Source organism: Pseudomonas sp. Ors-4-3C, assembly GCF_055755035.1.
Window position 1 is genome coordinate 2053997 of record NZ_CM146900.1, and the last position, 26057, is coordinate 2080053.

Sequence of the window (26057 nt, forward strand, 5' to 3'; positions counted from 1 at the left end):
ATGGCTGACACACCGCATTCGCGAGCAAGCCCGCTCCCACAGTTGAATCGTATGGTTTGAACATTTTCTGCTGGCCCCCGAAGTTCCCCTCACTGTCCCGCAATGCCCTCAACCCGCTGGCGCCGCTGCCTTAAGGTGGGCTCACAACAATAAACGGCATCCCACGCGAGGATCGTTATGCGGGCATTGCGATTGACCTTTTTGCTGGCGCTGGCGATTGCGCTGCCTGGCTGCGGCGATGACGCCAAACCTCCAGCCACCCATCGTGTTGCGAGCAACGCCACCCCCTCCGACCCGGCACTGGCACAGATCTACACCAACAGCTGCCAGCTGTGTCACGCCAATCCGGCCGCCAACGCACCATTGACCGGTGACCGTAAAGCCTGGGAACCGCGTATCCAGCAGGGCGCCGACACGCTGCTCGACCACGCCATCAACGGCTACAACGGTATGCCGCCGATGGGCCAGTGCGTCGAGTGTTCGGAAGAACAATTCCTGCAACTGATCGGCTTCATGGCCGACCAGCCCCTCCCACAATAAGGGTGCGCGCATGAGCATGGATCTGACACGCCGGCAGTTGTTGCAGCGGGCAAGCATCGTCGGCGCATTCAGTGCGCTGGCGGCCAATCCCGCGCTGGGGCAATTGATGCGCGCACCGCGACTGATTCCCTGGCGCAACTGGTCGGGCGGGCAGAGTTGCCTGCCGGCGGCGCGGTTGGCGCCGAAGAATCTCGATGAACTGAGCGCTGCGATTCGCCAGGCCCAGGGCAAAATCCGCCCAGTCGGTTCGGCGCATTCGTTCAGTGCGCTGGTGCCTACCGACGGCACGCTGCTGTCGCTGAGCTACTTCACCGGGCTGCTCGATCATGACCCGAAAACCCTGCAGGCCGAATTCGCTGCCGGCACGCCGATGTCGCGCATGGGCGTGCCGCTGAAGGACGTCGGCCAGGCGCTGCAAAACATGGCCGACATCGACTATCAGACCCTCGCCGGGGCGATTTCCACCTCGACCCACGGCACCGGCAAAACCTTTCAGTCCTATTCCGCCCACGTCTGCGGCATGCAATTGGTGACGGCCAATGGTGAGGTGCTGGACTGTGACAGCCAGCGCCATCCCGAGGTGTTCAACGCTGCGCGGGTGTCCCTCGGCGCACTGGGCGTGGCGACGAAAATCCGCCTGCAAAATCGCCCGGCCTATCGCCTGCGCGAGCGTCAATGGATCGCCAGGACCGAAGAGTTGCTGGAAGACCTCGACAAAAACACCCGCGAAAATCAGCACTGGGAAATGCTCGTGGTCACCCATTCCGATTACGCCTTGTCTATCGCCCTCAACGAAACCAGCGACCCGGCCACCCCGCCAATCCCGCCCGAAGAGGAGGGCGGCAACGAGTTCGTGACCCTGATCGAGAAGATCGACAAATATGGCAGCGATTTCCCTGAGCTGCGCAGCACGCTGCTCAACAGCCTCCGGCATCTGGCGAATTTCGATGATCGGGTCGGTGATTCGTTCGACATCTACGCCAACGTGCGCACCGTGCGCTTCAACGAAATGGAATACTCGGTGCCTGCCGAACACGGCCCGGCGTGCCTGCGCGAGATCCTCAAACTGATTCGTGACAAAGACCTGCGCACCTGGTTTCCCATCGAGTATCGCTACGTGAAAGCCGACGATATTCCGCTGAGCATGTTCGAGGGTCGCGACAGCTGTTCGATCTCGGTGCACCAGCACTATCAGATGGATCACCACAACTTTTTCGCGGCGGTCGAGCCGATTTTCTGGAAGTACAACGGCCGCCCGCATTGGGGCAAGTTGCATACGCTCAATGCCCGCACGTTGCAGCCGCTGTATCCGCGCTGGCGCGAGTTTGTCGAGGTGCGTCAGGCGCTGGATCCGAGCGGACGCTTTCTCAATGCGCATCTGTCGTCAATTCTGGGGGTGAGCTGATGGCGGTCAATCGACGCAATTTCATGCTCGGCACATTGGGTGTCGGCGCTTTACTGGTGGGCGTGGGCGCCTGGCTGCGACCGGGTGATCGAGGTGCGCCGTACAGTGAATATTTCCGCGCGCTGAATAATGAACTGAAAGACAAAGGCCCGATGCGCCCGGTGCTGTTGATCGATCTGGATCGCCTCGATCACAACATCGACGTGGTGATGCAGTCGGTCAAACGCGGCGGCAAGCAATTGCGTCTGGTGGAAAAGTCCCTGCCGTCGCCGGGGCTGTTGAGCTACATCGCGCAACGGGCCGGGACGCAAAAACTCATGTCGTTTCACCAGCCGTTTCTCAATCACGATGCGGTCACGTTTCCGCAGTCCGACATTCTGCTCGGCAAGCCGTTGCCGGTGCGTTCAGCCGAGCTGTTTTATCAAAACCACAAAGGCTCGTTCGATCCTTCCAGGCAACTGCAATGGCTGCTCGACGGGCCTGAGCGCCTGCAGCAATACCTCGCGCTGGCGCAGGGGCTGGGCACGCGGATGCGCATCAACATCGAGCTGGATGTCGGCCTGCATCGCGGCGGGGTCAGTGATGTGAATGTGTTGGGGCAGATGCTCACGCTGATCAGCGCCAATCCGCAGCATCTGCAGTTCGCCGGGTTCATGGGTTACGACCCGTTCGTGGGCATGGGCGTACCGGGGATTCTCGGTTCGCCCGAGGAACTGTTCGCCAAGGTCATGGTGATTTATCAGCGCTGCGTGGATTTCACCCGCCAGCAGTATCCGACGTTGTGGAATGACAACCTGTGCCTGAACACCGCCGGCAGCCCGAGTTACCGCATCCATGAAAACGAGCAGATGAGCACCGAGGTTTCGGTGGGCACGGCGATGCTCAAGCCGACGCACTACGACCTGCCGTCGCTGGTCGATCACGTGCCGGCGACCTACATCGCCACGCCTGTGTTGAAGAGTACAGGGGCGGTGAACATTCCGGCGCTGGATGACAAGTCGCGGCTGTTCTCCTGGTGGGACACCAATCAGCGCCAGACCTATTTCATCTACGGCGGCAACTGGATGGCCGAGTTCGAATCGCCGCCGGGGTTACAGAGCAATGGTGTGTACGGACGCAGCTCGAATCAGGAGATGGTCAACGGCTCCAACGCCGTTGGCTTGACCATCGAAGATCAAGTGTTCCTGCGTCCGACCCAGACTGAAGCCGTCCTCCTGCAATTCGGTGATCTGCTGGCGGTGCGTGGCGGCAAAATTGTCGACACCTGGCCGGTTTACACCTGAAACTAAATCGCAAAGCGTGCTACCGATATCCGGGGTTGTCTACTGTCAGGTTTTACAGTAGACGGTGCGCTTACGGTGCGCGCAATAATTTGCTCACGGCGTTGTAGTTGAAGGGATAAGTTTTGCCTTTAGCCGTTCTTCATAAATCTTTTGACGAATAGGTGATGCAAATGGCGACTACCGGTAAATTCAGTTTCGAAACCAACGCACATGGAAGTTTTCAAGCCAATGAGCTCGCTCTTAGGGAAGACGGCAATTTTTTTGAAGTGGTTGTAGGCCAGTCTATTGGTGTCAAGTCTCACACTTCGTTATCTATGAGGATCAAGAAGTTTGTGGGAACAGAAACCTTCAAAAATGAACAATTGCCCGTGATTAAATATGTCTCCAAGAGTGATGATTACAAGTTTAAATATACCGTGAAGTCTGGCTCCCTGACGGCCACCATCAATGCTGGGGTGGTGGCAATCAATGGAACATTCAATATTGAAATGACTGCCGATGCCGACAGTGATCCGGCAGGACCTAAAGAAGTCAGACTCTCCAATGGCCAGTTTAGACTGGAGAATTGATTCTCTGCATCATCCAAAAAACATGGGACTGAACATAGTTCGATCTCATGTTTTTTTGCGTCTATTCGTTTTCCTCTAAATCATTAATAAGACTTTCGTGGCAAACGTTCAGTAGTACGTCGCCAGTAACGCGCTTGAGCGGCGCAACAGGGCGCTCTTCAGAATTCGAGGCGGGACAACCGGAGTAAAGCAATTGGGGCAGTAAATCGCTATACCCATGCTGAAGAGTACGGGCGCGGTGAACATCCCGGCGCTGGATGACAAGTCGAAGTTGTTCTGTGGTGGGACGCCAATCAGCGCCAGACCTTTTTCATCTACGGCGGCAACTGGATGGCCGAGTTCGAATCCCCGGCGGGGCTGCGAAGCAACGGTGTGTACGGCCGCAGTTCGAATCAGGAGATGGTCAACGGTTCGAATGCCGTGGGCCTGACCGTCGAGGATCAAGTGTTCCTGCGACCCACCCAGACCGAGGCCGTCCTCCTGCAATTCGGTGATCTGCTGGCGGTGCGTGGCGGCAAGATTGTCGACACTTGGCCGGTCTACACCTGACCCAAAAACACCAAATCCCCTTGTGGGAGCGGGCTTGCTCGCGAAGGCGTCCTGTCAGTCAGCATCTATTTGACTGGCACACCGCATTCGCGAGCAGGCTCGCTCCCACAGGGTTTTATGTTGTCTGTCAAATCCCGATCAATTTCTGTAATGAAGCTTTTATGACAAAAGTTCGGTAGCACATAGCCAGTCCGGTCATGCCTATGTAACGCGCTTGAGGGGCCCAACGGGGCGCTTTTCACAAGCCGAGGCGGGACGCCGGGAGTGAGGCAATGGGGACTATGGAACGCTACTCGAAAGTGGGCATGCAGGAACTCGATCAGCGCCTGTCGAAGATCGTCGAAGCGGCGCGCAAGAAGCCGGTTTCGGTGTATCGCTACGGTGCGCCGTGGGTCTGGATCGTGTCGCAGGATGACTGGCAGGGTGCCTTGAAAGAGGTCTCCAGCTACATTCCGCCAGGCCATTCGCTGGTATTGCTGCGCCCGCAGATCGACGACTTGCTCGATGCCCATCAAGACCTGCTGCACGAACTCAATGCCGAGCCCGGCATGCTCATCCCCGCGCAAACCGTCATGCACATCCTGCTCCTGCAACTGCTGTATTCGGTGCCCAGCGAGCAGCAACTGTATGAACAGCTCAATTACAACCTGCTGTTCCGCTGGTTCGTCGGTCTTGGCCTGAACCAGAAAGTCTGGAGCTTCAACGTCCTCAGTCGCGACATCGCCACGCTCCTCAACAACCCGCGTGCGGTGCAGCTCATTCAGAAAATCATCGGCGAAGTGTTCTGCGGTGCCTTGCTGCAAATGCCCGAGTTCTCCTTGAACTTCGCGCTGTTGCATACCTGGCTCGGCAAGCACAGCGGTGCCGCGCACGTCAGCAATTAGCCGCGCCAGCCATTGATGCAACACACAAGGCGTGCAACAGCGCCAACAGGTCATCGCGAATTCAGGGGGTAGTGTGGATCAGATTTTCACGTCACGGCTGGCGCTGTGGGGCTGGCTGCTGGTGACGGCCGGCGCGCAACCGGCATTCGCCGAAGAGGCTGCCGAAGCCGCTGCGCCGCAACGTCTGGTGGACGTCAACGAATACTTCGTGCGCGGCAACACCGTGCTCGACGCCAGGGCCATCGAAGAAGCGGTGTACCCGTTTCTCGGCCCGCAGAAAGCCATGAGCGACATCGAAGGCGCCCGCGATGCCTTGCAGAAGGCCTATCAGGAGCGCGGCTACCAATCGGTGTTCGTCGAACTGCCGGAGCAAGCGGTGGCGGATGGCATCGTCTATCTGCAAGTCAGCGAAACCAAGGTCGGCCGGGTCCGCGTGGTCGGTGCCAAACACTATTCGCCGCTGGACATCCGCGACAACGTCCCGGCCCTGAAAGAAGGTGAGGTGCCGGACTTCGCCAAGGTTCAGGGCGAACTGGCGCAGCTCAATAAAACCCCGGGCCGCCAGGTCATGCCGCTGGTGCGCGAAGGTCAACGCCCCGGCACCATGGACGTCGATTTGCAGGTCGAAGACCAGAACCCCTGGACCGGCAGCATCGGCCTCAACAACGACTACAGCGCCGACACCGAAAAGCTCCGCGCCGTGACCAGCCTCGGCTACAACAACCTGTGGCAGCTCGGCCACAGCATCAACCTGACATTCTTCACCGCGCCGCAAGACACCGACAACGCCAAGGTCTGGTCGGGCTCCTACACCGCGCCATTGACCGAGCGCTGGAGTGTGCAGTTCTCCGGTTATCAGTCCGACAGCAATGTCGCCACCATCGGCGGCAGCAACGTGCTGGGCAAGGGCCATTCCTACGGGGTGTCGGCGATCTACACGCTGCCGTCCAGTGGCAGTTGGTCGAACTCGCTGTCGGCCGGTATCGACTTCAAGGACTTCGACGAACGCCTGACCCTGTCCGGCGAGAGCGACAAGGTGCCGCTGAAATACGCGCCGTTCACCTTCGCCTACAACGGCTTCCGCTACACCGAAAAAAGTCAGCTTGGACTCGGCCTGAGCCTGGTCGCAGCCACCCGCAGCATTTTTGGTTACGGCAGTTCCGACGAAGACTTCGACTACAAACGCTACCGCGCCAACCCGAGTTTCGCCGTGCTCAAGGGCGACAGCAATTTCACCTGGACTTTCGACAACGACTGGCAGAGCGCGAGCAAAGGCGCGTTCCAGCTGGCGTCGGGGCCACTGGTCTCCAACGAACAGTTTTCCGCTGGCGGCGCGACCTCGGTGCGCGGCTATCTGGCGGCCGAGCGCACGGGTGATGACGGCGTGCTGCTCAGTCAGGAACTGCGCACGCCGTCGCTGGCGAAATACGCCGGCAGCTGGATGCAGGAATGGCGCTTCTACGCTTTTGCCGAAGGCGCGCAACTGTACCTGCGCGACGAACTGCCGGACCAGGACGCCAGTTACGCCCTGGCCAGCGTCGGCCTCGGCACCCGTGCCAGCCTCAGCAAATGGCTGTCCGGCAGCCTCGACTGGGGCTACCCGCTACTCGAAGGGCCGAACACCTCGAAGCAGGAATCGCGCCTGCACTTCAACCTTCAAGCCACTTTCTAAAGGAGCACGTTCATGCAGCGCCTCATTCTTTCGTTGTTGATCTGCCTGGGCTTCGTGCTCCCGGCCACGGCTCAGGCCTGGTGGCAGGACGACTGGCATTACCGCAAACAGATCGCCGTCGACACCACGCCGCAGGGCGCCGGGATCAATCAGGCGCTGGGCCGCACCGCGTTGCTGGTGCGCCTGCACACCGGCAACTTCACCTTCGATGGCGTCAAGGAAGACGGCGCGGATTTGCGCTTTGTCGCCGCCGATGACAAGACCGTGCTCAACCACCAGATCGAAAGCTTCGACGCGCTGATGGGCATGGCGCTGATCTGGGTCGATGTGCCGAATGTCGAGGGCGGCCAGCGTCAGGACATCTGGATGTACTACGGCAACCAGAAGGCCCCGGCCACCGGCAACGGCCAGCTGACCTTCGATCCGACTTACACCGCGCTGTATCACTTCGACGGCGCCACCGGCACCCCGGCCAAGGACACCACCGCTTACGGCAACACCGCACAAAGCGCCACTGGCGCGGCGATTGACGGTGTGATCGGGCGCGCCTTGCAGTTCAGCGGTCAGCCGTTGCTGCTGCCGGCCAGTCCATCGTTGCAGCACAGCGCTGGCAGCGCGTTCACCTTCAGCGCCTGGCTGCGTCTGGATCAGGCCAATGGCGAGCAACTGATCCTTGCCCGCCGTGAAGGCGCCAACAGTCTGCTGGTCGGGGTCAATCAGGGTGTGCCGTTTGTGGAGATCGACGGCCAGCGCGCCGTGGCCACTCAGCCGCTGAATCCCGGCCAATGGCAGCACGTCGCGCTGACCGCCGAAGGTTCGAAAGTCAGCCTGTACATCAATGGTCGTGAGAGTGCGACCCTCGCTCAAGCGATGCCGGCGTTCAATTCGGTGATGGCGATTGGCGGCGATCTGGCCGCAGGCCCGTACCAGCCATTCGTGGGCGCCATCGACGAACTGCGCCTGTCGAAAGTCGCGCGTCCGGCGCCGTTGCTGCTGGCTGATGCGACCTCCCAAGGTGCCGAGTCGAAACTGGTGGCCTACGGCGTCGATGAAGAACAGTCCGGTTTTGGCTTCGGCAGCCTCGGTTTCCTGCTCAACGCGGTGCCGGTCGACGCCTGGGTGATCATCGCCGTGCTGGTGCTGATGATGTTCCAGTCGTGGATCATCATGCTGCGCAAGAACCGCACCCTCAGCCGCGTGAGCAAGGCCAACGAGGATTTCCGCGAGCAATTCGCCAAGGTCGGCACCCGCCTGGAAATGTTCGCTGACGACGCGCAACTCGCTCAGCGTCTGCAGCATTCGCCGCTGTGGCGTCTGTACTCGGTGGCGGTCAAGGAAATCCGCACCCGCCGCGAGCAGGGCGCCGATACCTCCTCGGTTTCCGCAGCGACCATCGAAGCCATCCGCTGCTCGATGGACGGCGTGCGCACCCGCGAGAACCAGGCGCTCAGCTCGAAACTCTCGACCCTGTCCAACGCCATCGCCGGTGGCCCGTACATTGGCCTGCTCGGCACCGTGCTGGGGATCATGGTGGTGTTCCTCGGCACCGCCATGGCCGGCGACGTCAACATCAACGCCATCGCGCCGGGCATGGCCGCCGCATTGCTCGCCACCGCCATGGGCCTGTTCGTCGCGATCCCGGCGCTGTTTGGCTACAACCGCCTGATCACCCGCAACAAGGAAGTCAGCGCCGACATGCGTGTGTTCGTCGACGAGTTCATCACGCGTCTGGCGGAGATGCACGGCGAGAGCCAGTTCAGTGAGGCGTCGCATCAGCGCGGTCATCACGCCAACCACTCCGTACCGGCCTGAGGAACACTGCCATGGCGTCCGTAAATGCCTCCCACGACGATGACGAAGATGCAGCGGTGGACAGCATCAACATCACCCCATTGGTCGACGTGCTGATGGTGGTGCTGGTGATGTTCATCCTCACCGCCACCGCGCAGGTCTCCGGGATCCAGATCAACCTGCCCAAGGCCAGCGCCTCGGTGTCGCTGTCGGAGGCCAAGACCAAGGCGATTTCGGTCAACGACGGCGGCCAGGTGTTCCTCGACGCCTACCCGGTGACCCTGGCCGAGCTGGAGGAACGCCTGCGCATCGAGAAGGCGCAGAGCCCGGACTTCCCGGTGATCGTGCGCGGCGACGCGACCGTGCAGTACCAGAAGGTCATCGAAGTGCTGGATCTGTTGCGCCGGCTCGAACTGTCTCAGGTCGGTCTGGTGACCGGCAAACCGACGCAGGGCTGAGTGATGACCGCACAACTCCCGATCGAGCCGCTGCCGGTGAAGCGTTCGCCATTGCGTTACCTGAAGTGGGGCGCCGGGCTGCTGCTCGGCGCGCTCGCCGCGTGGTTCCTGTGGCAGTGGGCCAATGACATGAGCGGCGTGCGCCGTGAAGCGCCGAAGGTGCCGACGATCATTCCGTTGCCGCCACCGCCGCCGCCACCACCGGAAAAACCGCCGGAGCCGGAAACCCCGGTGGAAGAAAAGGTCGTCGAGCCTGAGCCAACGCCCGAGCCGCAGGAGGTCAAGCCGGAGGAAGAGGCGCCGCCATCACCGGCGGACGATCTGGCCAACCCGATGCAAATGGACGGCGACGCGCAGAGTGGCAACGACGCTTTCAACATCGGCGCCGGCAAGGGGGGCGGCATGGCGGGGGCGGGTGGCGGACGCCTTGGCACCGGCACCTACAGCCAGTTTCTCGCGTTCACGTTTCAGCGCTTGCTGCGCGAGAACCCCGATCTGCGCAACCTCGCATTCTCGCTGCAGGCCGATGTGTGGCTGAGCAGCGTCGGCGAAATCACCCGGGTCGAGCTGGTCAAGTCCAGCGGCAATCCCGAGATCGACACCCAGGTGCTGGCGGCGCTGCGTAACGCGCCGCACCTGAGCGAACGGCCACCGGCCTCCATGACTTTGCCTGTGCGCCTGTCCCTGCAAGGGCGGCGTCCGGGTTAACCCACTTATTCATTGCCAAGCATTCAAGCTTTGCCAAAAGGAGTTGTGTGCAGATGATTTCCAACGTGAATCGATTGTCCCTGGCGGTCGGCATGGTCATCGCGACCCTGGTCGGCCAGGCCGCGGCAGCGCCTGCGCCCTCGGAGAACGCCACGATCAATCTGATCCGCTTGCTGGTCGAGCAGGGCATTTTGAAACAGGACAAGGCCGACGCGCTGATCGCCCAGGCGCAGAACGAAGCCGCCCAGGCCAGGCAGGCAGCGGCAGCGGCAGCGGCATCGACTGCGGTGGCGGCAGGTCCGGTCGCCGCACCGGGCGATGTGCGCGTGCAATACGTGCCGGCCGCAGTGCGTGATCAGATCCGCGATCAGGTCAAGGCCGAGGTCATGGCCACCGCCAAGCAGGAAAACTGGGCGGCGCCCAACACCTTCCCGGACTGGGCTTCGCGTATCAGCTTCGATGGCGATATCCGCCTGCGCGACGAATCGCGCTACTACTCGGGCAGCAACAGCAACGAAATCGTCGACTTCGCCAAGCTCAACAACAACGGCCCGTACGACGTGAACCCCAACAGCAGCACCAGCCTGCCGCCGCTGCTCAACACCCGTGAAGACCGCAGCAACCTGTTCCGCCTGCGTGCGCGTCTGGGCATGAAAGCGGTGATCTCGCCGGAGTGGACCGCCGGCATCCGTATCGGCACCGGTTCGGACAACAACCCGGTGTCGACCACCCAGACCCTCGGCGGCGGTTTTGCCAAGAAGGACATCTGGCTCGATCAGGGTTACCTGAACTGGAAACCCACCGATGAGCTGACCCTGACCGGCGGGCGCTTCGCCAACCCGTTCATGTCCACCGACATGCTCTATTCCAATGACCTGAACTTCGACGGTGTGGCGGCGATCTTCGACCACAAGCTCAACCGCGACTGGGGCGTGTTCGGCACCGTTGGCGCGTTCCCGGTGGATTACACCAACGACACCACCACCAGCAACGGTTTCGACAAGGAAGAAAGCGACAACAAGTGGCTGTACGGCGCGCAGATCGGCGCCAAGTGGGCGATCAACAGCAACAACCGCCTCAAAGGCGCTTTGGCCTACTACCGTTTCGACGACATTCAAGGGCAACGCTCCAGTCCTTGCGAACCGTGGGCCGGCGCCCCGGGCTGCGACACCGATGGCACCCGTGCGGCGTTCATGCAGAAGGGCAACAGCGTGTTCCTGCTGCGCGACATCACGCCGAACCCGGCCAACCCGACCACCACGCCGCAGCCGCAATTCGTCGGCCTGGCGTCGGAGTTCAACCTGCTCGACCTCAACCTGGTGTGGGACGCCGACCTGCCGCAAGACTTCAAGTTGCGCAGCCAGGGCAACTACATCCACAACCTCGGTTACGACGAAGGCGACATGCGCAAACGCGCCGAGGGCCAGATTGTCAACAACCTCAACAGCAGCGGCGACATCGAAAGCGGCGCCAATGCGTGGATGGTGCAGTTCACCCTCGGCAATGCGCTGGACCTGAAGAAGCAGGGCGACTGGAACCTGTTCGCCGGCTACAAGTACATCCAGCCGGATGCCTTGCCTGACGGCTTCAACGATTCCTCGTTCCACCTCGGCGGCACCAACGCCAAGGGCTACTTCCTCGGCGGCAATTACGGTCTGGCGAAGAACGTCTACGCCACTGGCCGCTGGCTGAGCACCGAGGCGGTGTACGGCGCGCCGTTCGACATCGACGTCTTGCAGCTTGAGATCAACACGCGCTTCTAAGGCGCCGGGAGTACGGTCATGCACGCACGAGTTTTTCTGTTGGGGCTGAGTTTTTTCATCGCACAAGGCGTGCACGCCGAAGGCATGGAGGAGCGCTTGCGCACCCAGTTGCGCAGCACCACCCAGCAGTTGCAGGCCCTGCAGAGCCAGCAGGCCCAGGCCAGCGCCGCGCAATTGGCGGCGCAGAACGAGGCCAAGGCTGCGCAGGCGCAGATCAAGCAATTGACCGCCGAACTGGCCAAGGCCAAAGGCGTCGCCGAGCAGTTAGCCGGCCAGCAGCAGAACCTGCACAGCCAGGCGCAGGCGCAAATCGCCGCCAGCAGCGAACAGGTCGGCAAGTTCAAGAAAGCCTACGACGAGTTGTTGGTCATGGCCCGTGCCAAAGAGGCAGAACGGTCTAAGCTTCAGGCGCAATTGGCTGAACGTGACACACAAGTGCAGCAATGTTCAGTCAAGAATCAGCAGATGTATGGCGTCGCCAAGCAGATCCTCAGCGCCTACGAAAACATCGATGTGGCCGAGGTGATGAAGATCCGCCAGCCCTTTGCGGGCAGCGCCCGGGTCAAGTTCGATGAACTGGCTCAGGGCTTTGGCGATGAACTGTACAAGACTCAATTCGACGCGCCGCAAGCCGCGCTCGCACACTGATTTACCAACAAGGAAGAAGTCATGACTCAATTGATCAGCCATGTGTCCCCACAATCCCTGACCGAAGTCCTGCAAGCGGCCGGTTATCGCGTCAACCAGACCGAACAGAACGGCATCGTGCAGTTGCTCAGCGCCAGTCAGGGCATCGGCTATGCCGTGCGTTTCGGCAACCCGGCGGTGGAGCAGGGCAGCTACGTCGATTTCACTTTCAGCTGCGCGCTGCGGGTGCAAGGTGAGTTGCCACAAGGCGTGGCCGAACAGTGGAACGCCACCCGGCGTTTTGCGCGGTTGTCGTTGCAGGGCGAGTTTCTGGTGATGGAAATGGACGTGGTGCTGGCGGCCGGTGTGAGCCACGATCACCTGCGCGGCAATCTGGAATTGTGGGATCGCCTGTTGCAGGAGTTCATCGTCTACCTGCGTGATTTCAGCCAGGCCGCACAAGCTTCGACGGCAAAAGTCGCTACCGCTGAGCAAGAGGAAGTCGCGCTGTGAAAAAGCCTGCCATGGTGATCGGCGCCGGGGCAGTGGCGCTGTTGGTGGTAGCCGTGGCGCTGGTGCTACGACCGGGCACAGACCCGGTTGCCGCCCAGCAATCGTCGCCGTTGGCGGCGGTTGCTGCGGGGCCTGCGGTGGCGCGGTTGGGCAATCAGCAAGTGACGCCGCAGGAGTTGCAGGCGCTGCTGGCGACCGTCCCGCCGGCGACTCGCGAGCAATTGCGCGGCAACCGTGAAGCGCTGGAGCGCTGGATTCGTGCGCGGTTGGCGGAGAAAGCCGTGCTGGAACAGGCCGATGCTCAGGGCTGGGCGCAGCGTCCGGACGTGGTGCGGCAAACCCGCGCGGCCACCGAGCAGATCGTCTTTCGCGATTACCTGCGCTCGGTCAGTACAGTCCCGACGGACTATCCGAGTACGGCCGAGTTGCAGCAGGCGTATGACGCCGGCAAGGCCAACTGGCAGACTCCGGCGCTGTATCGGGTCAGCCAGATTTTCCTCGCGGTGCCGGATGCCCAGAGTCTGGAAAACGTACGCAAACAGGCGTCTGAGCTGAGCAGGAAAGCCCAAGGCGCGCCGGGGGATTTTGCCGCGCTGGCGACCCAGTATTCGCAGGATCGCCTGACCGCCGAACGGGGCGGCGATAGCGGGCTGCAACCGTTGCAGCAACTGGTGCCGGAGGTGCGGGGTGCGGTGGCGAAATTGAAGGTTGGTGCGGTGTCCGAGCCGGTGCAGAGCGCGGCGGGTTTCCATGTGATCAAACTCACCGAACAGCAACCGGCACGTACCGCGAGCCTCGACGAACTGCGCGATCAACTGACCCAGGCCTTGCGTGCGCAACGTCAGGAGCAGATTGCCCAGGCGTATCTGGACGGGATGCTCAATACCGCGACGTTGAGTATTGATGGGGCTGAGCTGAACAAGGTCCTGGAAGAGAAGCACTGATGGTGATTCACCGCAGATCCCGGGTGGGAGCGGGCTTGCTCGCGAAAGCGGTGGGTCATTCAACAAACAAGTTGGCTGGCATGGCCCCTTCGCGAGCAAGCCCGCTCCCACATTAGAACCGTGGCGTTTTCCAAAATACAAAGATCGACAGGGAGTCATCGATGTCATTCACCGAACCCGCAGGACGACAGGGTAGCCCCGACTATCGCTGGGCACAGGGCGAGCGCGAGCCATGGCTGGCGCAAGCCGCGACCATCGATGCCGACGTCGCGCAATACTTTCTGGTCAGTGCCCGCTGTGGCTGCTTCATGCAGGCGGCGCGCAGTCTCAACGTGCGTTCGACTCTGCTGCGCAAACAACTGGCGCAGCTCGAGCAGGAACTGCAGCACTCGCTGTTCAGCTTTCAGGGCAGCGCCCTGAGCCTGACCCGTGAAGGCCAGCAGCTGCAGGCGCAACTGGTCGCGCTGGCCCACGAGCGCAAACTGCCGGTGGTCGAGCAACCGTTGATCCGCCTGGCGGTTGCCGAATCGATCCTGCATGACATTCTCGGTCGCGACCTGATCGCGTTGCTGCGCCGCAATGCCAGCGTGCGCCTCGAGATCATTGCGCTGGACAGCGAGTTGGCCTTGCGCGCAGTCAGTGCCGACGTGGTGCTGTGGCTGGCTCACGGCGAGACCCCCAGCCCCGGCCCGACTTTCACCACCAGTCAGCCGCAGGCCCTGGCGCGGCTGGATTACCTGCCGCACATCGCCAAACGCTATTCCCGCGTCACCGCGCGCCCGGAGAGTGCCGAAGACCTCAGCGATTTCATGTTGGTGCAATGGCAACACGACCGGCAGATCGACAGTTTCCGGCCGTGGAATCACCTGGTCGAACAGCGTCTGGCGGGTGTGGTGCAGATGCAGTCTTATGAACTGATGCTGGAGATGATCCGTTGCAGCGCCTGCATTGGTTTGCTGCCGGCGTACATGAGTCGTTTCGACCGGGGGCTGGTGGCGTTGCCGGGGCTGTTTGATGAGCCGATGCAGCTACAGGCGTGGCTGGCGGTGAATGCTGAATCCCTGAACGTCGCCGAGGTGCAAACCCTGGTCGAGCTGATCCAGCACACCTTCGATGAGCGCCAGGAGTGGTTCCAGACCTGAGCCAATCCATCCAACACCCCCCATCCCCTGTGGGAGCGGGCTTGCTCGCGAAGGCGTCAGCACATTCAATATCCGCGACACCTGGCACACCGCTTTCGCGAGCAAGCCCGCTCCCACAGTTTGAAACCTCGCCAAATTGATAACCGGCAGTTTAGAGTGTCAGGCCACACATCGATCCAGGAAGGATCCGCCATGCCCGACCACAACCCCGCCATCACCCTCGAACGCTTCAACGAATCCCACATCGAGGCCGTCACTGCGCTGTACAACGATCCGGCCGTGACCCGGCAGGTGTTGCAGATGCCGTTTCAGTCCACCGATATCTGGCGTCAACGGCTGCTGGCGGAGAACGAGCGGATGGTCAAACTGGTGGCGCTGCACCAGGGCGTGGTGGTCGGTCATCTCGGGCTGGAAAACTATTCGCGGATTCGCCGCGCCCACGCCGGCAGTGTCGGCATGGCCGTCGCTGTGGCGTGGCAGGGCAAGGGTGTCGGGTCGAAACTGCTGGCGGCGGCGCTGGACGTCGCCGACAACTGGATGAACCTGCACCGGGTCGAACTCTCGGTGTACGCCGACAACCAGGCGGCTATCAATCTCTACCGCAAGTTCGGCTTCGAGAACGAAGGCCTGTTTCGTGACTACGCCGTGCGCGACGGGCAATGGGTCGACACCCTGAGCATGGCCCGTCTGCGTCGTCGATAAGCCAAAAAGTTCTGTGGAGTCAATCGTCCAAGGCGAACGCCACCGCCGACTGCGCATGCAGCTCGGTGGTGTCGAGCAGGGGCAGGGTGCTGTGTTCGGGTTTGAGCAGCAGGCCGATTTCCGTGCAGCCGAGGATGATCGCCTGGGCGCCGCGCGCGGTCAGCGCTTCGATCACCCGTTGATAGATCTGGCGCGACTCGTCGCTGATCACCCCGACGCACAGTTCGTCATAAATGATCCGGTGTACGTCCTTGCGCTCGGCGTCGTCCGGCACCAGTACCGTCAAACCCTGCGCAATCAGACGCTGCTTGAGAAAGTCCTGCTCCATGGTGAACGCCGTGCCGAGCAGGCCCACCGTGTGCGCCTCTATATCCAATGCCGCCTGCGCCGCCGGTTCGGCAATGTGCAGGAACGGAATGCTGATAGCCGCCTGAATCTGCGCCGCGACCTTGTGCATGGTGTTGGTACACAGCACCACGCATTCGGCGCCGCCGGCCTCGAGCCTGCGTGCAGCATCCACCAGAATCGCCGCCGCAGCGTCCCAGCGCCCGGCGTGCTGGGCCTGTTCGACCGGGCCGAAGTCGACGCTGTACATCAGGATTTGCGCCGAGCGTAGCGGGCCGAGGCGGTCGCGGACCTGTTGATTGATGAGACGATAATATTCAGCGCTGGATTCCCAGCTCATGCCGCCGATCAGCCCGATAGTGCGCATTGAAATTCCTCGAACGATGGCCCGTAGCGAAAAGTCGGGCCCGGGCCGAGTGTCCATCGGTTCAGGGACGTATGCCAGTACAAAGCAACTGTACCGTTGATCCTTTTGCCAAGTGTCACGGTGCCGCCGCCCGAGGTTTAACGTACGCCGGCGCGTCGATCTGTCACTATCGACTATCGCAGGCTCTCCCCGAGGAACGTACCGATGAACGACGTACAACAACTGGGCGAAATGCTTCGTCACTATGCCGAGAGTGAAGCACACAAGAAGCAACTGTTCGAAACGCAGTCCCAGGCGTGGGCCAGCCGCATCAGCGAACTGTTCGGCCATATCCAGCAATGGCTGGAACCGGTGCAGGCACCGAATCTGCTGGAGGTGAGCCGCGAGGCTTACGTCGCGTTCGGCCCGAGCACACCAGTGGAAACCTCGACCTTCAAGACGGAAAAACTCAGCATCGTGATCGCCGGCAAACCGGTGGAGTTCGTGCCGGACGTGATGGGCAGTGCCGGGCAGATTTCCCTGGCGGTGATGGGCCTGACTGCGGCGCGCTATGGCAGCATTTCGTTGGTGGGATTGCCGAGCGGTGAGTGGCAATGGCGCAAGACCAATGGCCTGAAGGACCCGGACACGTTTGTGTTTGATGCGGACTTTCTGGCGCAGCAGCTGCAGAGCCTGATTCCGCGCGATCGCGCCTAAGATCAAAAGCTTACCCCCTCACCCCAACCCTCTCCCCCAAGGGGGCGAGGGGGAAGGGAGCCTGCCGAGTGCAATTCGAAACTTGAGTTCGGCCCGATATTTCAGGTCGGCGTAGCTCGAAAAAGCAACTCGGTCAGTTCCCTCTCCCTTGGGAGAGGGCTAGGGTGAGGGGCATGTCACTGACACCCCTCACATCTCCAGATTGACCCAGCCCGGTTTCGCCTCTTCCGGCGCCACCGCCTTCACGGTTTTCCCCGTCGCCAGCTCCACTCGCCGTGCCACCTCCGGATCATCGGCAAACGGCACCATGCTCGCATCGTCGAGGCTTTCCGCCGTCTGGTGGCGCAGGCAGTACTCCACCGCCAGCCACAGAAACACCACGCCCAGCACATTCAAGAAAATATCCATCTCTGCGGCTCCCTGCCTCAGGCGATCTGTGCCTGGCTGCGCGCCAGCGACACATCGGCAACCCGCACCGTACGCCAGACGTTGTAAGCCATCAGCAGCATGCCGCTGAGGAAGAACACCCCGCCGGCAAAGCGCACGATGAACCCCGGATGACTGGCCTGCAGTGCTTCGACGAAGGAGTAGGTCAGCGTGCCGTCCTCGTTGATCGCCCGCCACATCAGGCCCTGAGTGATGCCGTTGACCCACATCGAGGCGATGTACAACACCGTGCCGATGGTCGCCAGCCAGAAGTGCAGGTTGATCAGCCGCGTGCTGTACATCTGCTCGCGGCCAAAGACTTTCGGCACCATGTGATAAGTCGCGCCAAAGGTGATCATTGCCACCCAGCCGAGCGCGCCGGCGTGAACGTGGCCGATGGTCCAGTCGGTGTAGTGGGACAGGGCGTTGACGGTCTTGATCGCCATCATCGGGCCTTCGAAAGTCGACATGCCGTAGAAGGCCAGCGACAGCACCAGGAACCGCAGAATCGGGTCGGTGCGCAACTTATGCCAGGCACCGGACAAGGTCATCATGCCGTTGATCATCCCGCCCCAGCTCGGCGCCAGCAGGATCAGTGACATTGCCATGCCGAGGGACTGCGCCCAGTCCGGCAGCGCGGTGTAGTGCAAATGGTGCGGGCCGGCCCAGATGTACAGGGTGATCAGCGCCCAGAAATGCACGATCGACAACCGGTACGAATACACCGGGCGGTTGACCTGTTTCGGCACGAAGTAATACATCATCCCGAGGAACCCGGTGGTCAGGAAGAAACCCACCGCGTTGTGCCCGTACCACCACTGCACCATGGCGTCGGTGGCCCCGGAATACACCGGATAGGATTTGAACCAGTCCACCGGGATCGACAGGTGATTGACTACGTGGAGCATGGCGATCACCAGAATGAACGCACCGAAGAACCAGTTGCCGACGTAGATGTGTTTGGTCTTGCGCTGCACCACGGTGGTGAAAAACACGATGGCATACGCGACCCAGACCACCGCCATCCACACCGCGCCGGAGAATTCGATCTCGGCGTATTCCTTGGTGGTGGTGTAGCCCATCGGCAGGGTGATCAGCATGATCACGATCACCGATTGCCAGCCCCAGAAAGTGAAGGCCGCGAGCTTGTCCGAATACAGCCGTACCTGGCAGGTGCGCTGCACCGCGTAGTAACTGGCGGCGAATTGCGCGCTGCCGGCGAAACCGAAAATCACCAGGCTGGTGTGCAATGGCCGCAAGCGGCCGAAGGTGGTCCAGGGCAGGTCGAGGTTCATGTCCGGCCACACCAGTTGCGAGGCGATCCATACCCCCATCGCCATGCCCACGACACCCCAGAAAACCGTCGCGATAACGAATTGGCGGACGACCTTGTAGTTATAAGCCTGTCCGATTGTTGCTGTGCTCATGGTCAGTTCTTCCACGGTTGCAAAGTCTTGCCAGGCCACCCGGTCTGGCACGAGCTGCACTGTAGGAACAGCACCGGAAACAAAACAGGCTCAGGAATATTTCATTTGTACGGATCAGATTGAAGTGCTGCCTGCGGCCATCTGCCGCGCCCTGATACGGTTTTTATCGTTTCAGGTGAATCTGTTGCGTGCTGCGCTGCTCGTCCATAGTCAGGGGAAAATCCTGTGGGAGCGGGCTTGCTCGCGAAAGCGGTGTGTCAGTCAACAAGTCAGTTGCCTGACACACCGCTTTCGCGAGCAAGCCCGCTCCCACAGTTTTGAATTTATGTTCAAACCTGATGAGGTGGCTGCTGCATGTATCAATACGACGATTACGACCGCGCACTGGTGTTCGAGCGCGTTGCGCAGTTTCGCGATCAGGTCGAGCGCTTCATGGCCGGTGAGTTGAGCGAGGAAGAGTTCCTGCCGCTGCGCCTGCAAAACGGCCTGTACCTGCAAAAACACGCGTACATGCTGCGGGTGGCGATTCCCTACGGGACCCTGAGTGCCGAACAGATGCGCACGCTGGCGAGCATCGCCGCCGATTACGATCGCGGCTACGGCCACTTCACCACGCGGCAAAACCTGCAATTCAACTGGATCGAACTGGCGCAGGTACCGGACATCCTCGAGCGCCTGGCGCAGGTCAACATGCATGCGATCCAGACCTCCGGCAACTGCGTGCGCAACATCACCACCGAAGCCTTCGCCGGGGTCGCGGCGGACGAAATGATCGACCCGCGCCCACTGGCAGAAATCCTCCGCCAATGGTCGACGATCAACCCGGAATTCCTGTTTCTGCCACGCAAGTTCAAGATCGCCATCTGCTCGGCGAAGCAGGATCGTGCGGCGATCATGATGCATGACATCGGCCTGTATCTTTATCCGGGGCGCGACGGGCAAATGCTCCTGCGGGTGATCGTCGGTGGCGGGTTGGGGCGCACGCCCATTCTGGGTTTGCAGATCCGCGACGGTTTGCCGTGGCAGCATCTGCTGTCCTACGTCGAGGCGGTACTGCGGGTCTACAACCGGCATGGCCGGCGCGACAACAAATACAAGGCGCGGATCAAGATTCTGGTCAAGGCGCTGGGCATCGAGGCGTTCGCCAAGGAAGTCGAAGAGGAGTGGCAGCACCTCAAGGACGGCCCTGCGCAGTTGACCGAGGCCGAGTATGAGCGAGTCGCCCGGGCATTCGTGCCGCCGATCTATCACACCCTGGCCGACACCGATCTGGACTTCGGCACGCGTCTAGCCGAAAGCCCGGCGTTCGCCCGCTGGGTTGCGCGCAACGTGCAGCCGCACAAGAAACCCGGTTACACCAGCGTGGTGCTATCGACCAAACCGGGGCTGAGCGCGCCGCCGGGTGATGTCACCGGGTTGCAGATGCTGGCGGTGGCCGACTGGTCGGAGCGTTTCGGTTTTGGCGAGATTCGCATTGCCCACGAGCAGAACATCGTCCTGCCCGATGTACGAAAGTCTGATCTGTATGAACTCTGGCAGCTTGCCTGCGAGCGCAATCTGGGCAGCGCCAACGTTGGCCTGCTAACCGACATCATTGCCTGCCCGGGCGGCGATTTCTGCGCGCTGGCCAACGCCAAGTCGATCCCGATTGCCCAGGCGATTCAGGCGCGTTTCGACAACCTCGATTACCTGCACGATCTGGGCGACATCAGCCTGAACATCTCCGGTTGTATGAACGCCTGTGGCCATCACCACATCGGCAATATCGGCATTCTGGGTGTCGATAAAAACGGCAGCGAGTGGTACCAGATCACCCTCGGCGGCGCACAGGGCAAGCGCAGCGCACTGGGCAAAGTCATCGGCCCGTCGTTCAGCGCAACCGAAGTGCCACAGGTGATCGAACGGATCATCGGCACTTTTGTGCGTTACCGCGAAAGCGAGGAACTGTTTGTCGACACCGTGGCGCGCATTGGCCTTGAGCCGTTCAAGGAACGGGTTTACCCGAAAGTGCTGGAGGTGTCGGCATGAACAATTTGCTGCGGCTGGAGCAAGGTGTCGCACGCCTGATCGAGGATGATCCGTGGACGCTGGTTCGCGAGCCGGAGCAGGGCAGGCCGCAAGGATTGTTGATCCTGCCGCTGGCGCACTGGCTGCAATCGCCCTCGACCCACGCGGTGTGGCTGAGCCCGGATGATGAAGTCGAAAGCGTGGTGCCGTGGCTGGCCTCGCTGCCGTTGATTGCCCTGGACTTCCCGAGCTTTCGCGACGGTCGCGCCTACAGTCAGGCGTATCTGCTGCGCAGTCGGTTTGGCTGGGCCGGCGAGTTGCGCGCAATTGGCGATGTGTTGCGCGATCAGCTCAGCCATATGCGCCAGTGCGGGTTCGACAGTTTTGCGGTGCGCGAGGACAAATCGGCCGAAGATGCATTGAAGGGCCTAGCCGGCATGAGCGTACTGTACGGCCGCTCGGTGATTGAGCCGCGCCCCCTGTTCCGTAGACGCTGAAGACTCTGTGGCGAGGGAGCTTGCTCCCGCTGGAGTGCGCAGCACTCCCAAACAGGCATGATGCGGTCCGCCAGAAAAATCGCGTTGTCTGGTTTGGGGCGGCTTCGCCACCCAGCGGGAGCAAGCTCCCTCGCCACAGGTGTTTGCGGTGACAAGCAAGGGAAACCCTTACATCCCGCAGCATTCCCGGATTTTTCCTTGGGTCGATGCTGGCCTTTTGGTAGAGTCCCCGTCGCCAGCGGGTTTTCGGCTGGACGACGGAACGAAGAAGGGAGTCTGGGTAGTGAGTGCGGGCAAAAAGATTTTGGGCCTCACGGCGTTGCTGTTGATGCTGACGCTGTGGGCCAGTTACTTCTATGTGTTCAAGGAAAACCGCGACGGCCAGTTGGGCGGCGCCGGTGAAAGCACCGCGTGGTGCGGCGCGCCGCCGTCCACCGAAGCGGCGCTGTTGGGCAAGGATCAACTGACCTTGCGCGTCACCAACAACCTGCGCGGCGAGTTCATGCTCAGTGGCTCGCTGGTGGTCTCCGAACGCACCTTCAACCGCTACGATCTGGGCCGCAACGAACTGCGTCTGCGCCTGGAACCGTTGCAGTGGTCGTACGGCGTCACGCCGATCTTCCTCGAACAGGTCAAGGTTCAGCCACTGAGCCGCAACCTCGCCTCACCGACCAAAAGCGCCTACGCCGAGCTTGAACCTCGCCCGATCGGCGTGCAGGGCCAGGTCACCGACTTTCCGTTCGACACCTATCGCTACGGCTACAAACCGGTGCTGTATTACCTCAAGGGCAGCGAGCGCATTGACCTGCGCTTCAAGAACATCACCACGCTGATGGACCTGTCCAACACCTTCACGCCGATCCAGAAGTACAACCGCGTCGAGTACATCAACGAGAAAAACTCGATGATTCGCGACGAGGACTACAAGGCCTACGGCCCGCACGAATGCGCGTTCAGCGTCGAGCGCAAAGGCTCGTTCAAGGTCGTGGTGCTGTTGTTGCTGCTGGTGCTGTGCCTGCCGTTGCTGCACGTGTTCTATCGCGACGAGCCGGGGATCGACTTCCTCGCGACGCTGGTGGCGATTGCCGTGGTGCGGGTGCTGCTGGTGGGGCCGGTGCAGGACTTCCAGCTGTACAACATCGACTTCCTGTTCGGCGCGGCGATTCTGCTGGTGGGCTCGGTATCGCTGATCAAGGCGATGCGCGCCAACAGCCGGCGCGAGATGGCGTTGAAGAGCGGGGCGACGTCTTCCTGGTAACACTCAGTGTTTGAGACCAACACTGACCCTGTGGGAGCGGGCTTGCTCGCGAATGCGGTACATCAGTCACCCTTGATGTTGGCTGAGGGAATGCATTCGCGAGCAAGCCCGCTCCCACAAGGGATCCGCGTCATTCCTTAGCGGTCACTTCAGCGCCGGATCACCCATGTTCATCTTCTTCCACCCCTGCAACAGCACCTGCGCCTTCGGCTCCTGGCCGTTCTCCAGGTAATACTGGATCAGCGACAGCCGCGCATTGCGGTTCGCCGGTTGCGCCTTGAGCAAACGCTCCAGCTCGTCACACGCCTCGGTTACCTTGCCACTGTCGTGCAACGCTACCGCCAGCACATAACCGTACTGCGCGTTCTGTGGCTCCAGTTGCGTGGCTTTATGCAGGGCGCTCATGGCTTCGGCGGTCTTGCCGGCGCGGATCAATGACAGGCCACGGGTGTGTTGCAACAGCGCTGCCTCCGGGTGCGCCTTGAGGCTGTTGTCCAGCAGGGTCTGGGCTTCCTGACCGCGACCATTGGCCTCCAGCCATTGCACCAGCGTCACCAGCGCCGGGTAGAAGTCCGGATCGCGCTTGAGTGCGGTGCGCAGCAATCCATCGACCTCGGCAGCGCGGCCACTGGCTTGATACAACATCGCCAGGTTCAGGTTGGCCTCGGCCCGTTCCGCAAGACTTTTCTGCACCGCCTCATACTCGGCAATCGCCGCGTCCCAATTGTCCTGCGCGGCGCCGAGGCCGTTGTTGCGCGCAACGCTGAGCAGATCCCGCGCCGCGACAATGCGCACGGCTTTCACCGGATCATTGAGCATCGGCGTCAGCAACGGTGCGCGCTCCGCAGGTGGCAGGAAGGCACTGATCGCCCGCACCGCACTTTCGCGCACCTGCGGCGCGGGATTGTTCAGGTCCTGCGTCGCCAGCTTCAGGGACTGATCGCTTGGGTAAAGCGGCAGTTCGGCCAGCAACGTCGCCCGTTGAATCGCCGGCAGATTGCTGCGCTGCAATTGCTCATGCAAAGCGTCCGCCGCGCCCGGCTGGCCGTTGCGGATCAGCCACAAACTTTCGTCATAGCGCGGCGCTTGCGCTGCAGTGGCGGAAGCCTTCCATAACTTGAACTGCGCGGTGACCTTGTCGCCGGCCTTGCCCTGGTGACAGCTCAGGCAAGCGTCCGGCGTACCGAGTTTCTGCGCGCGCTCCGGGTCGGGAATGCTGAAGCTGTGGTCATGGCGGAAGTCGTTGCCCATGTAAAACTTGCCGGGCATGTGGCAATCCACGCACTGCGAGCCGGGCTGGCCCAGGGTGTGGCGGGTGTGTTCGATGGAATCGTAGTTTTTCGCTTGCAGGCCCTTGCCGTCGACGCCTGCGACCGAAGTCTTGCCAGCGGTGTTGTGGCATTGCAGACACACCGCGTTGCCCGGTGCCTTGAGTTCGGTACTGTGCGGGTTATGGCAATTGCTGCAACGCACGCCCTTGTCGAACATCTTGCTCTGTAGAAACGAGCCGTGCTCGAACACTTCATCCTTGATCTTGCCGTCCAGTGCATACAGTTCGCGGGTGAGGGTGCTCGGCAGGTAGTCATCCATCAGCCGTTTGCCGACGGTGTAGCCATCGCCCAACGGCGCACGGCGCGCGTGGCAGCGGGCACAGGTCTCGATTTCGACGGTGGCGTTCTTGTCCTTGAGGTCTACAGCGAAACCCTTGTGGATCAGGTCGTGTTTTTTCTGCGTCCACTCCAGGTGATTTGACGCCGGACCGTGGCAAGCCTGACAGCCGACGCCGAGGCTGTTCCATTGGCTGTTGAAGGTGTTGATGGCCGCATCGAAATTGCGCTTGAAGCCGGTGGTGTGGCACTCGACGCACATGAAGTTGGCGTTCTGGCTGGGTTTGCTCCAGTGCAGTGGATTCTTGAAGTTCACGCCCTGGCCGGGGTAGAGGTGAAACCAGCGGTGTTTCTCGGTATCCCACGCCACGCCAAGCGCCTGCAAACGGCCTTCGCCGACCTCGATCAGGTATTGCTGCAACGGGGCGATGCCGAAGGTGTAGGCGACTTTGAAGTCAGCGCTCTTGCCATCGATGCCCGGCGTATTGACCCAGAATTCGTCGCCCTTGCGCGAGAACCGGGTGGTCTCGTTTTCGGCCTTGAAGGTGACGTCGTTGAAGTCGCCGAGCAGGGTTTCGGCATTCGCTGCCTGCATCGCCAATTGGTGATGCGAGCCTTGCCAGTCCTTGACCTGCTCGGTGTGACAGCCTTGGCATTGTTGCTCATCGACCATGGTCGCGGGCTTCTGCGCCAGTGACTGCGGTTTGCTGGCAACCGGTGCGGCGGCTGCAGGTGCGCTGATCAGCGGCGGCTTCTGCGGCGCGGGCGCGGGACTGAACAGAAACCAGCCAATGCCCGCCACTGCCGCCAGCAGCACGCCGATGGTGATGGGGAACAGATAACGTGAAAGGGACGGTCGGGACGAATCAGGATCAGGCTGTACGACTTTATTTTTATGCTTGGGCATTAAGACTTCCGTGGTCCAGGTGCATTGGCCTGCTGGCGTGCATTCAAGCTTGATGCAGCTTTGCCGGATGCCCGGCGTCTGTCAAACGTCGGTTGTGAAGCAGCCCCCGAAGTTGTGTGAATTTTGCGGTTTTGCAGCGCAATCGGCGGGGTTTTAGCTATACCTGTAACTCCCCAATACGCAATACATTCAGGCCTTCTGACAGGAGTTACAGCATGAAGCTAGCAGTAATGATGGGCACCCTCTGCATCGCCACCCTGGGCGTAGTGGGTTGCTCCAGCAAAACCGTCGCTCCCGATGAGTATTCCGGCTTTCTCAAGGACTACAGCCAGCTCAAGGAGGCCAAATCGCCGTCCGGTGCCGAGGTGATGCGCTGGATCGATCCGAAGGTCGACATCAGCAGGTTCACCAGCGTGTACATCGAGCCGACCCAGCTTTATCCAAAGCCGCAACCGACCGCGAAGATTTCGCAGCAGACCCTCAACGGCATCACCTCCTATTACGACCAGGCGCTCAAGCGTGAAATCAGCAAAGACCTGCCGTTGGCCAACGGCCCCGGCCCGGGCGTGATTGTGGTGCGGGCGGCGATCACCGCAGTAAGCAGCAAGACCGAAGGCCTGCACGCGTATGAAGTGATCCCGGTCGCTCTGGTCGCAGCAGCGGTCAGCACTGCCAGCGGTATCCGCGATCAGGAAACCACCCTGGCCACCGAAGCGGTGTTCCTCGATGGCGGCAACAACAAGGTCGTGGCGCAAGTGGTGCGCAAAGGCACCGGCAAACCACTGGAAAATGAAACCCAGGCGATGAAGGCCAGCGACGTCAAACCGGTGATTGATGGCTGGGCCAATGACATGCATCAGATGTACCTGAAGCTCAAGGCCAGCTCCAAATAATCCAGCGAGGCGTGGGCCCATTCGCGAGCAAGCCCGCTCCCACCTTGATATCTGCGCCGGACACTCAGCCTGTGTCC

The 26057-nt window shown here is 61.2% G+C and carries 24 protein-coding genes and 1 pseudogene; 21 read left to right on the top strand and 4 right to left on the bottom strand.

The window, feature by feature from the left end; genetic code table 11:
• Positions 1 to 177: 177 nt before the first annotated feature.
• From ACVHNU_RS09170 to ACVHNU_RS09245, 16 genes and pseudogenes are all read left to right on the top strand, one after another.
• Entirely contained in the window at positions 178 to 540 is a 363-nt protein-coding gene (locus ACVHNU_RS09170; protein WP_400506390.1) for a c-type cytochrome, read from the top strand.
• A gap of 76 nt (positions 541 to 616) precedes the next feature.
• Positions 617 to 1945, top strand: a complete 1329-nt coding sequence (locus ACVHNU_RS09175; RefSeq protein ID WP_226501519.1) for a D-arabinono-1,4-lactone oxidase — start codon at positions 617 to 619, stop codon at positions 1943 to 1945.
• A 74-nt stretch (positions 1946 to 2019) separates the two neighbouring features.
• Complete coding sequence (locus ACVHNU_RS09180) at positions 2020 to 3228, top strand: DSD1 family PLP-dependent enzyme (RefSeq protein ID WP_473020059.1); 1209 nt, start codon at positions 2020 to 2022, stop codon at positions 3226 to 3228.
• A 170-nt stretch (positions 3229 to 3398) separates the two neighbouring features.
• Entirely contained in the window at positions 3399 to 3797 is a 399-nt protein-coding gene (locus tag ACVHNU_RS09185) for a hypothetical protein (protein WP_473019517.1), read from the top strand.
• Positions 3798 to 4002: 205 nt separating this feature from the next.
• Positions 4003 to 4346: pseudogene (locus ACVHNU_RS09190) on the top strand (DSD1 family PLP-dependent enzyme); the annotation flags it as partial.
• 272 nt (positions 4347 to 4618) lie between these two features.
• Entirely contained in the window at positions 4619 to 5230 is a 612-nt protein-coding gene (locus ACVHNU_RS09195; RefSeq protein ID WP_080593238.1) for a transposase, read from the top strand.
• 73 nt (positions 5231 to 5303) lie between these two features.
• On the top strand, positions 5304 to 6902 hold the full coding sequence (locus ACVHNU_RS09200; protein WP_003224459.1) for a ShlB/FhaC/HecB family hemolysin secretion/activation protein: 1599 nt from the start codon (positions 5304 to 5306) through the stop codon (positions 6900 to 6902).
• A gap of 12 nt (positions 6903 to 6914) precedes the next feature.
• The gene (locus ACVHNU_RS09205) at positions 6915 to 8714 is read left to right on the top strand and encodes a DUF2341 domain-containing protein (protein WP_473019518.1); all 1800 of its coding nucleotides are present in this window, start codon (positions 6915 to 6917) and stop codon (positions 8712 to 8714) included.
• 11 nt (positions 8715 to 8725) lie between these two features.
• Complete coding sequence (locus ACVHNU_RS09210; protein ID WP_003224462.1) at positions 8726 to 9151, top strand: ExbD/TolR family protein; 426 nt, start codon at positions 8726 to 8728, stop codon at positions 9149 to 9151.
• Positions 9152 to 9154: 3 nt separating this feature from the next.
• Positions 9155 to 9859, top strand: coding sequence for an energy transducer TonB family protein (locus ACVHNU_RS09215; protein WP_103522227.1), 705 nt, complete (start codon positions 9155 to 9157; stop codon positions 9857 to 9859).
• A 53-nt stretch (positions 9860 to 9912) separates the two neighbouring features.
• A complete protein-coding gene (locus ACVHNU_RS09220) occupies positions 9913 to 11622 on the top strand; it encodes a putative porin (protein WP_473019519.1) in 1710 nt (569 codons plus the stop codon).
• Between the two features lie 18 nt (positions 11623 to 11640).
• Entirely contained in the window at positions 11641 to 12270 is a 630-nt protein-coding gene (locus ACVHNU_RS09225; protein WP_473019520.1) for a DNA repair protein, read from the top strand.
• A 21-nt stretch (positions 12271 to 12291) separates the two neighbouring features.
• Complete coding sequence (locus ACVHNU_RS09230; protein ID WP_003224470.1) at positions 12292 to 12762, top strand: YbjN domain-containing protein; 471 nt, start codon at positions 12292 to 12294, stop codon at positions 12760 to 12762.
• On the top strand, positions 12759 to 13706 hold the full coding sequence (locus tag ACVHNU_RS09235) for a peptidylprolyl isomerase (RefSeq protein ID WP_262142909.1): 948 nt from the start codon (positions 12759 to 12761) through the stop codon (positions 13704 to 13706). The genes ACVHNU_RS09230 and ACVHNU_RS09235 overlap by 4 nt, the downstream gene beginning before the upstream one ends.
• A 161-nt stretch (positions 13707 to 13867) precedes the next feature.
• Positions 13868 to 14848: a LysR family transcriptional regulator gene (locus ACVHNU_RS09240; RefSeq protein ID WP_201137797.1), complete on the top strand. Its 981-nt coding sequence runs from the start codon at positions 13868 to 13870 to the stop codon at positions 14846 to 14848.
• 192 nt (positions 14849 to 15040) lie between these two features.
• A complete protein-coding gene (locus ACVHNU_RS09245) occupies positions 15041 to 15550 on the top strand; it encodes a GNAT family N-acetyltransferase (protein WP_473019521.1) in 510 nt (169 codons plus the stop codon).
• A 19-nt stretch (positions 15551 to 15569) separates the two neighbouring features.
• Here ACVHNU_RS09245 and ACVHNU_RS09250 read toward each other — a convergent pair whose 3' ends face one another.
• Positions 15570 to 16262 carry an aspartate/glutamate racemase family protein gene (locus tag ACVHNU_RS09250; RefSeq protein WP_473019522.1) on the bottom strand — a complete coding sequence of 231 codons (693 nt, stop codon included), beginning with the start codon at positions 16260 to 16262 and terminating at the stop codon, positions 15570 to 15572.
• 204 nt (positions 16263 to 16466) lie between these two features.
• On the opposite strand from ACVHNU_RS09250, the gene ACVHNU_RS09255 reads away from it, so the two are divergent.
• On the top strand, positions 16467 to 16958 hold the full coding sequence (locus ACVHNU_RS09255; protein WP_473019523.1) for a hypothetical protein: 492 nt from the start codon (positions 16467 to 16469) through the stop codon (positions 16956 to 16958).
• A gap of 189 nt (positions 16959 to 17147) precedes the next feature.
• On the opposite strand, the gene ACVHNU_RS09260 is transcribed toward ACVHNU_RS09255, so the two are convergent.
• Together ACVHNU_RS09260 and ccoN are read right to left on the bottom strand one after the other, a co-directional pair.
• On the bottom strand, positions 17148 to 17366 hold the full coding sequence (locus tag ACVHNU_RS09260) for a hypothetical protein (RefSeq protein ID WP_003224479.1): 219 nt from the start codon (positions 17364 to 17366) through the stop codon (positions 17148 to 17150).
• Between the two features lie 17 nt (positions 17367 to 17383).
• Positions 17384 to 18811 carry a cytochrome-c oxidase, cbb3-type subunit I gene (gene ccoN / locus ACVHNU_RS09265; protein WP_473019524.1) on the bottom strand — a complete coding sequence of 476 codons (1428 nt, stop codon included), beginning with the start codon at positions 18809 to 18811 and terminating at the stop codon, positions 17384 to 17386.
• Positions 18812 to 19165: 354 nt separating this feature from the next.
• Between ccoN and ACVHNU_RS09270 the strand changes: the two genes are divergently transcribed.
• From ACVHNU_RS09270 to ACVHNU_RS09280, 3 genes are all read left to right on the top strand, one after another.
• Positions 19166 to 20839, top strand: a complete 1674-nt coding sequence (locus tag ACVHNU_RS09270; protein WP_473019525.1) for a nitrite/sulfite reductase — start codon at positions 19166 to 19168, stop codon at positions 20837 to 20839.
• Positions 20836 to 21315 (top strand): DUF934 domain-containing protein, encoded by a 480-nt coding sequence (locus ACVHNU_RS09275; RefSeq protein WP_103520135.1) that lies wholly within the window; start codon positions 20836 to 20838, stop codon positions 21313 to 21315. Before ACVHNU_RS09270 ends, ACVHNU_RS09275 begins: the two co-directional genes overlap by 4 nt.
• Positions 21316 to 21598: 283 nt before the next feature.
• Positions 21599 to 22573 (top strand): hypothetical protein, encoded by a 975-nt coding sequence (locus ACVHNU_RS09280; RefSeq protein ID WP_226501365.1) that lies wholly within the window; start codon positions 21599 to 21601, stop codon positions 22571 to 22573.
• A gap of 144 nt (positions 22574 to 22717) precedes the next feature.
• Here the strand turns inward: ACVHNU_RS09280 and ACVHNU_RS09285 are convergent, their stop codons facing one another.
• Positions 22718 to 25087 (bottom strand): tetratricopeptide repeat protein, encoded by a 2370-nt coding sequence (locus ACVHNU_RS09285; protein ID WP_473019526.1) that lies wholly within the window; start codon positions 25085 to 25087, stop codon positions 22718 to 22720.
• A 215-nt stretch (positions 25088 to 25302) separates the two neighbouring features.
• On the opposite strand from ACVHNU_RS09285, the gene ACVHNU_RS09290 reads away from it, so the two are divergent.
• Positions 25303 to 25980 carry a DUF3313 domain-containing protein gene (locus tag ACVHNU_RS09290; RefSeq protein WP_262142478.1) on the top strand — a complete coding sequence of 226 codons (678 nt, stop codon included), beginning with the start codon at positions 25303 to 25305 and terminating at the stop codon, positions 25978 to 25980.
• Positions 25981 to 26057: the final 77 nt, after the last annotated feature.

Bases quoted from the DNA above. Each gene is read 5' to 3' on its own strand.
- ACVHNU_RS09185 (WP_473019517.1), top strand. From the start codon at position 3,399: ATGGCGACTACCGGTAAATTCAGTTTCGAAACCAACGCACATGGAAGT.
- ACVHNU_RS09285 (WP_473019526.1), bottom strand. From the start codon at position 25,087: ATGCCCAAGCATAAAAATAAAGTCGTACAGCCTGATCCTGATTCGTCC.
- ACVHNU_RS09215 (WP_103522227.1), top strand. From the start codon at position 9,155: ATGACCGCACAACTCCCGATCGAGCCGCTGCCGGTGAAGCGTTCGCCA.
- ACVHNU_RS09240 (WP_201137797.1), top strand. From the start codon at position 13,868: ATGTCATTCACCGAACCCGCAGGACGACAGGGTAGCCCCGACTATCGC.
- ACVHNU_RS09230 (WP_003224470.1), top strand. From the start codon at position 12,292: ATGACTCAATTGATCAGCCATGTGTCCCCACAATCCCTGACCGAAGTC.
- ACVHNU_RS09260 (WP_003224479.1), bottom strand. From the start codon at position 17,366: ATGGATATTTTCTTGAATGTGCTGGGCGTGGTGTTTCTGTGGCTGGCG.
- ACVHNU_RS09210 (WP_003224462.1), top strand. From the start codon at position 8,726: ATGGCGTCCGTAAATGCCTCCCACGACGATGACGAAGATGCAGCGGTG.
- ACVHNU_RS09245 (WP_473019521.1), top strand. From the start codon at position 15,041: ATGCCCGACCACAACCCCGCCATCACCCTCGAACGCTTCAACGAATCC.
- ACVHNU_RS09205 (WP_473019518.1), top strand. From the start codon at position 6,915: ATGCAGCGCCTCATTCTTTCGTTGTTGATCTGCCTGGGCTTCGTGCTC.
- ccoN (WP_473019524.1), bottom strand. From the start codon at position 18,811: ATGAGCACAGCAACAATCGGACAGGCTTATAACTACAAGGTCGTCCGC.
- ACVHNU_RS09290 (WP_262142478.1), top strand. From the start codon at position 25,303: ATGAAGCTAGCAGTAATGATGGGCACCCTCTGCATCGCCACCCTGGGC.
- ACVHNU_RS09225 (WP_473019520.1), top strand. From the start codon at position 11,641: ATGCACGCACGAGTTTTTCTGTTGGGGCTGAGTTTTTTCATCGCACAA.
- ACVHNU_RS09270 (WP_473019525.1), top strand. From the start codon at position 19,166: ATGTATCAATACGACGATTACGACCGCGCACTGGTGTTCGAGCGCGTT.
- ACVHNU_RS09275 (WP_103520135.1), top strand. From the start codon at position 20,836: ATGAACAATTTGCTGCGGCTGGAGCAAGGTGTCGCACGCCTGATCGAG.
- ACVHNU_RS09250 (WP_473019522.1), bottom strand. From the start codon at position 16,262: ATGCGCACTATCGGGCTGATCGGCGGCATGAGCTGGGAATCCAGCGCT.
- ACVHNU_RS09170 (WP_400506390.1), top strand. From the start codon at position 178: ATGCGGGCATTGCGATTGACCTTTTTGCTGGCGCTGGCGATTGCGCTG.
- ACVHNU_RS09220 (WP_473019519.1), top strand. From the start codon at position 9,913: ATGATTTCCAACGTGAATCGATTGTCCCTGGCGGTCGGCATGGTCATC.
- ACVHNU_RS09255 (WP_473019523.1), top strand. From the start codon at position 16,467: ATGAACGACGTACAACAACTGGGCGAAATGCTTCGTCACTATGCCGAG.
- ACVHNU_RS09195 (WP_080593238.1), top strand. From the start codon at position 4,619: ATGGGGACTATGGAACGCTACTCGAAAGTGGGCATGCAGGAACTCGAT.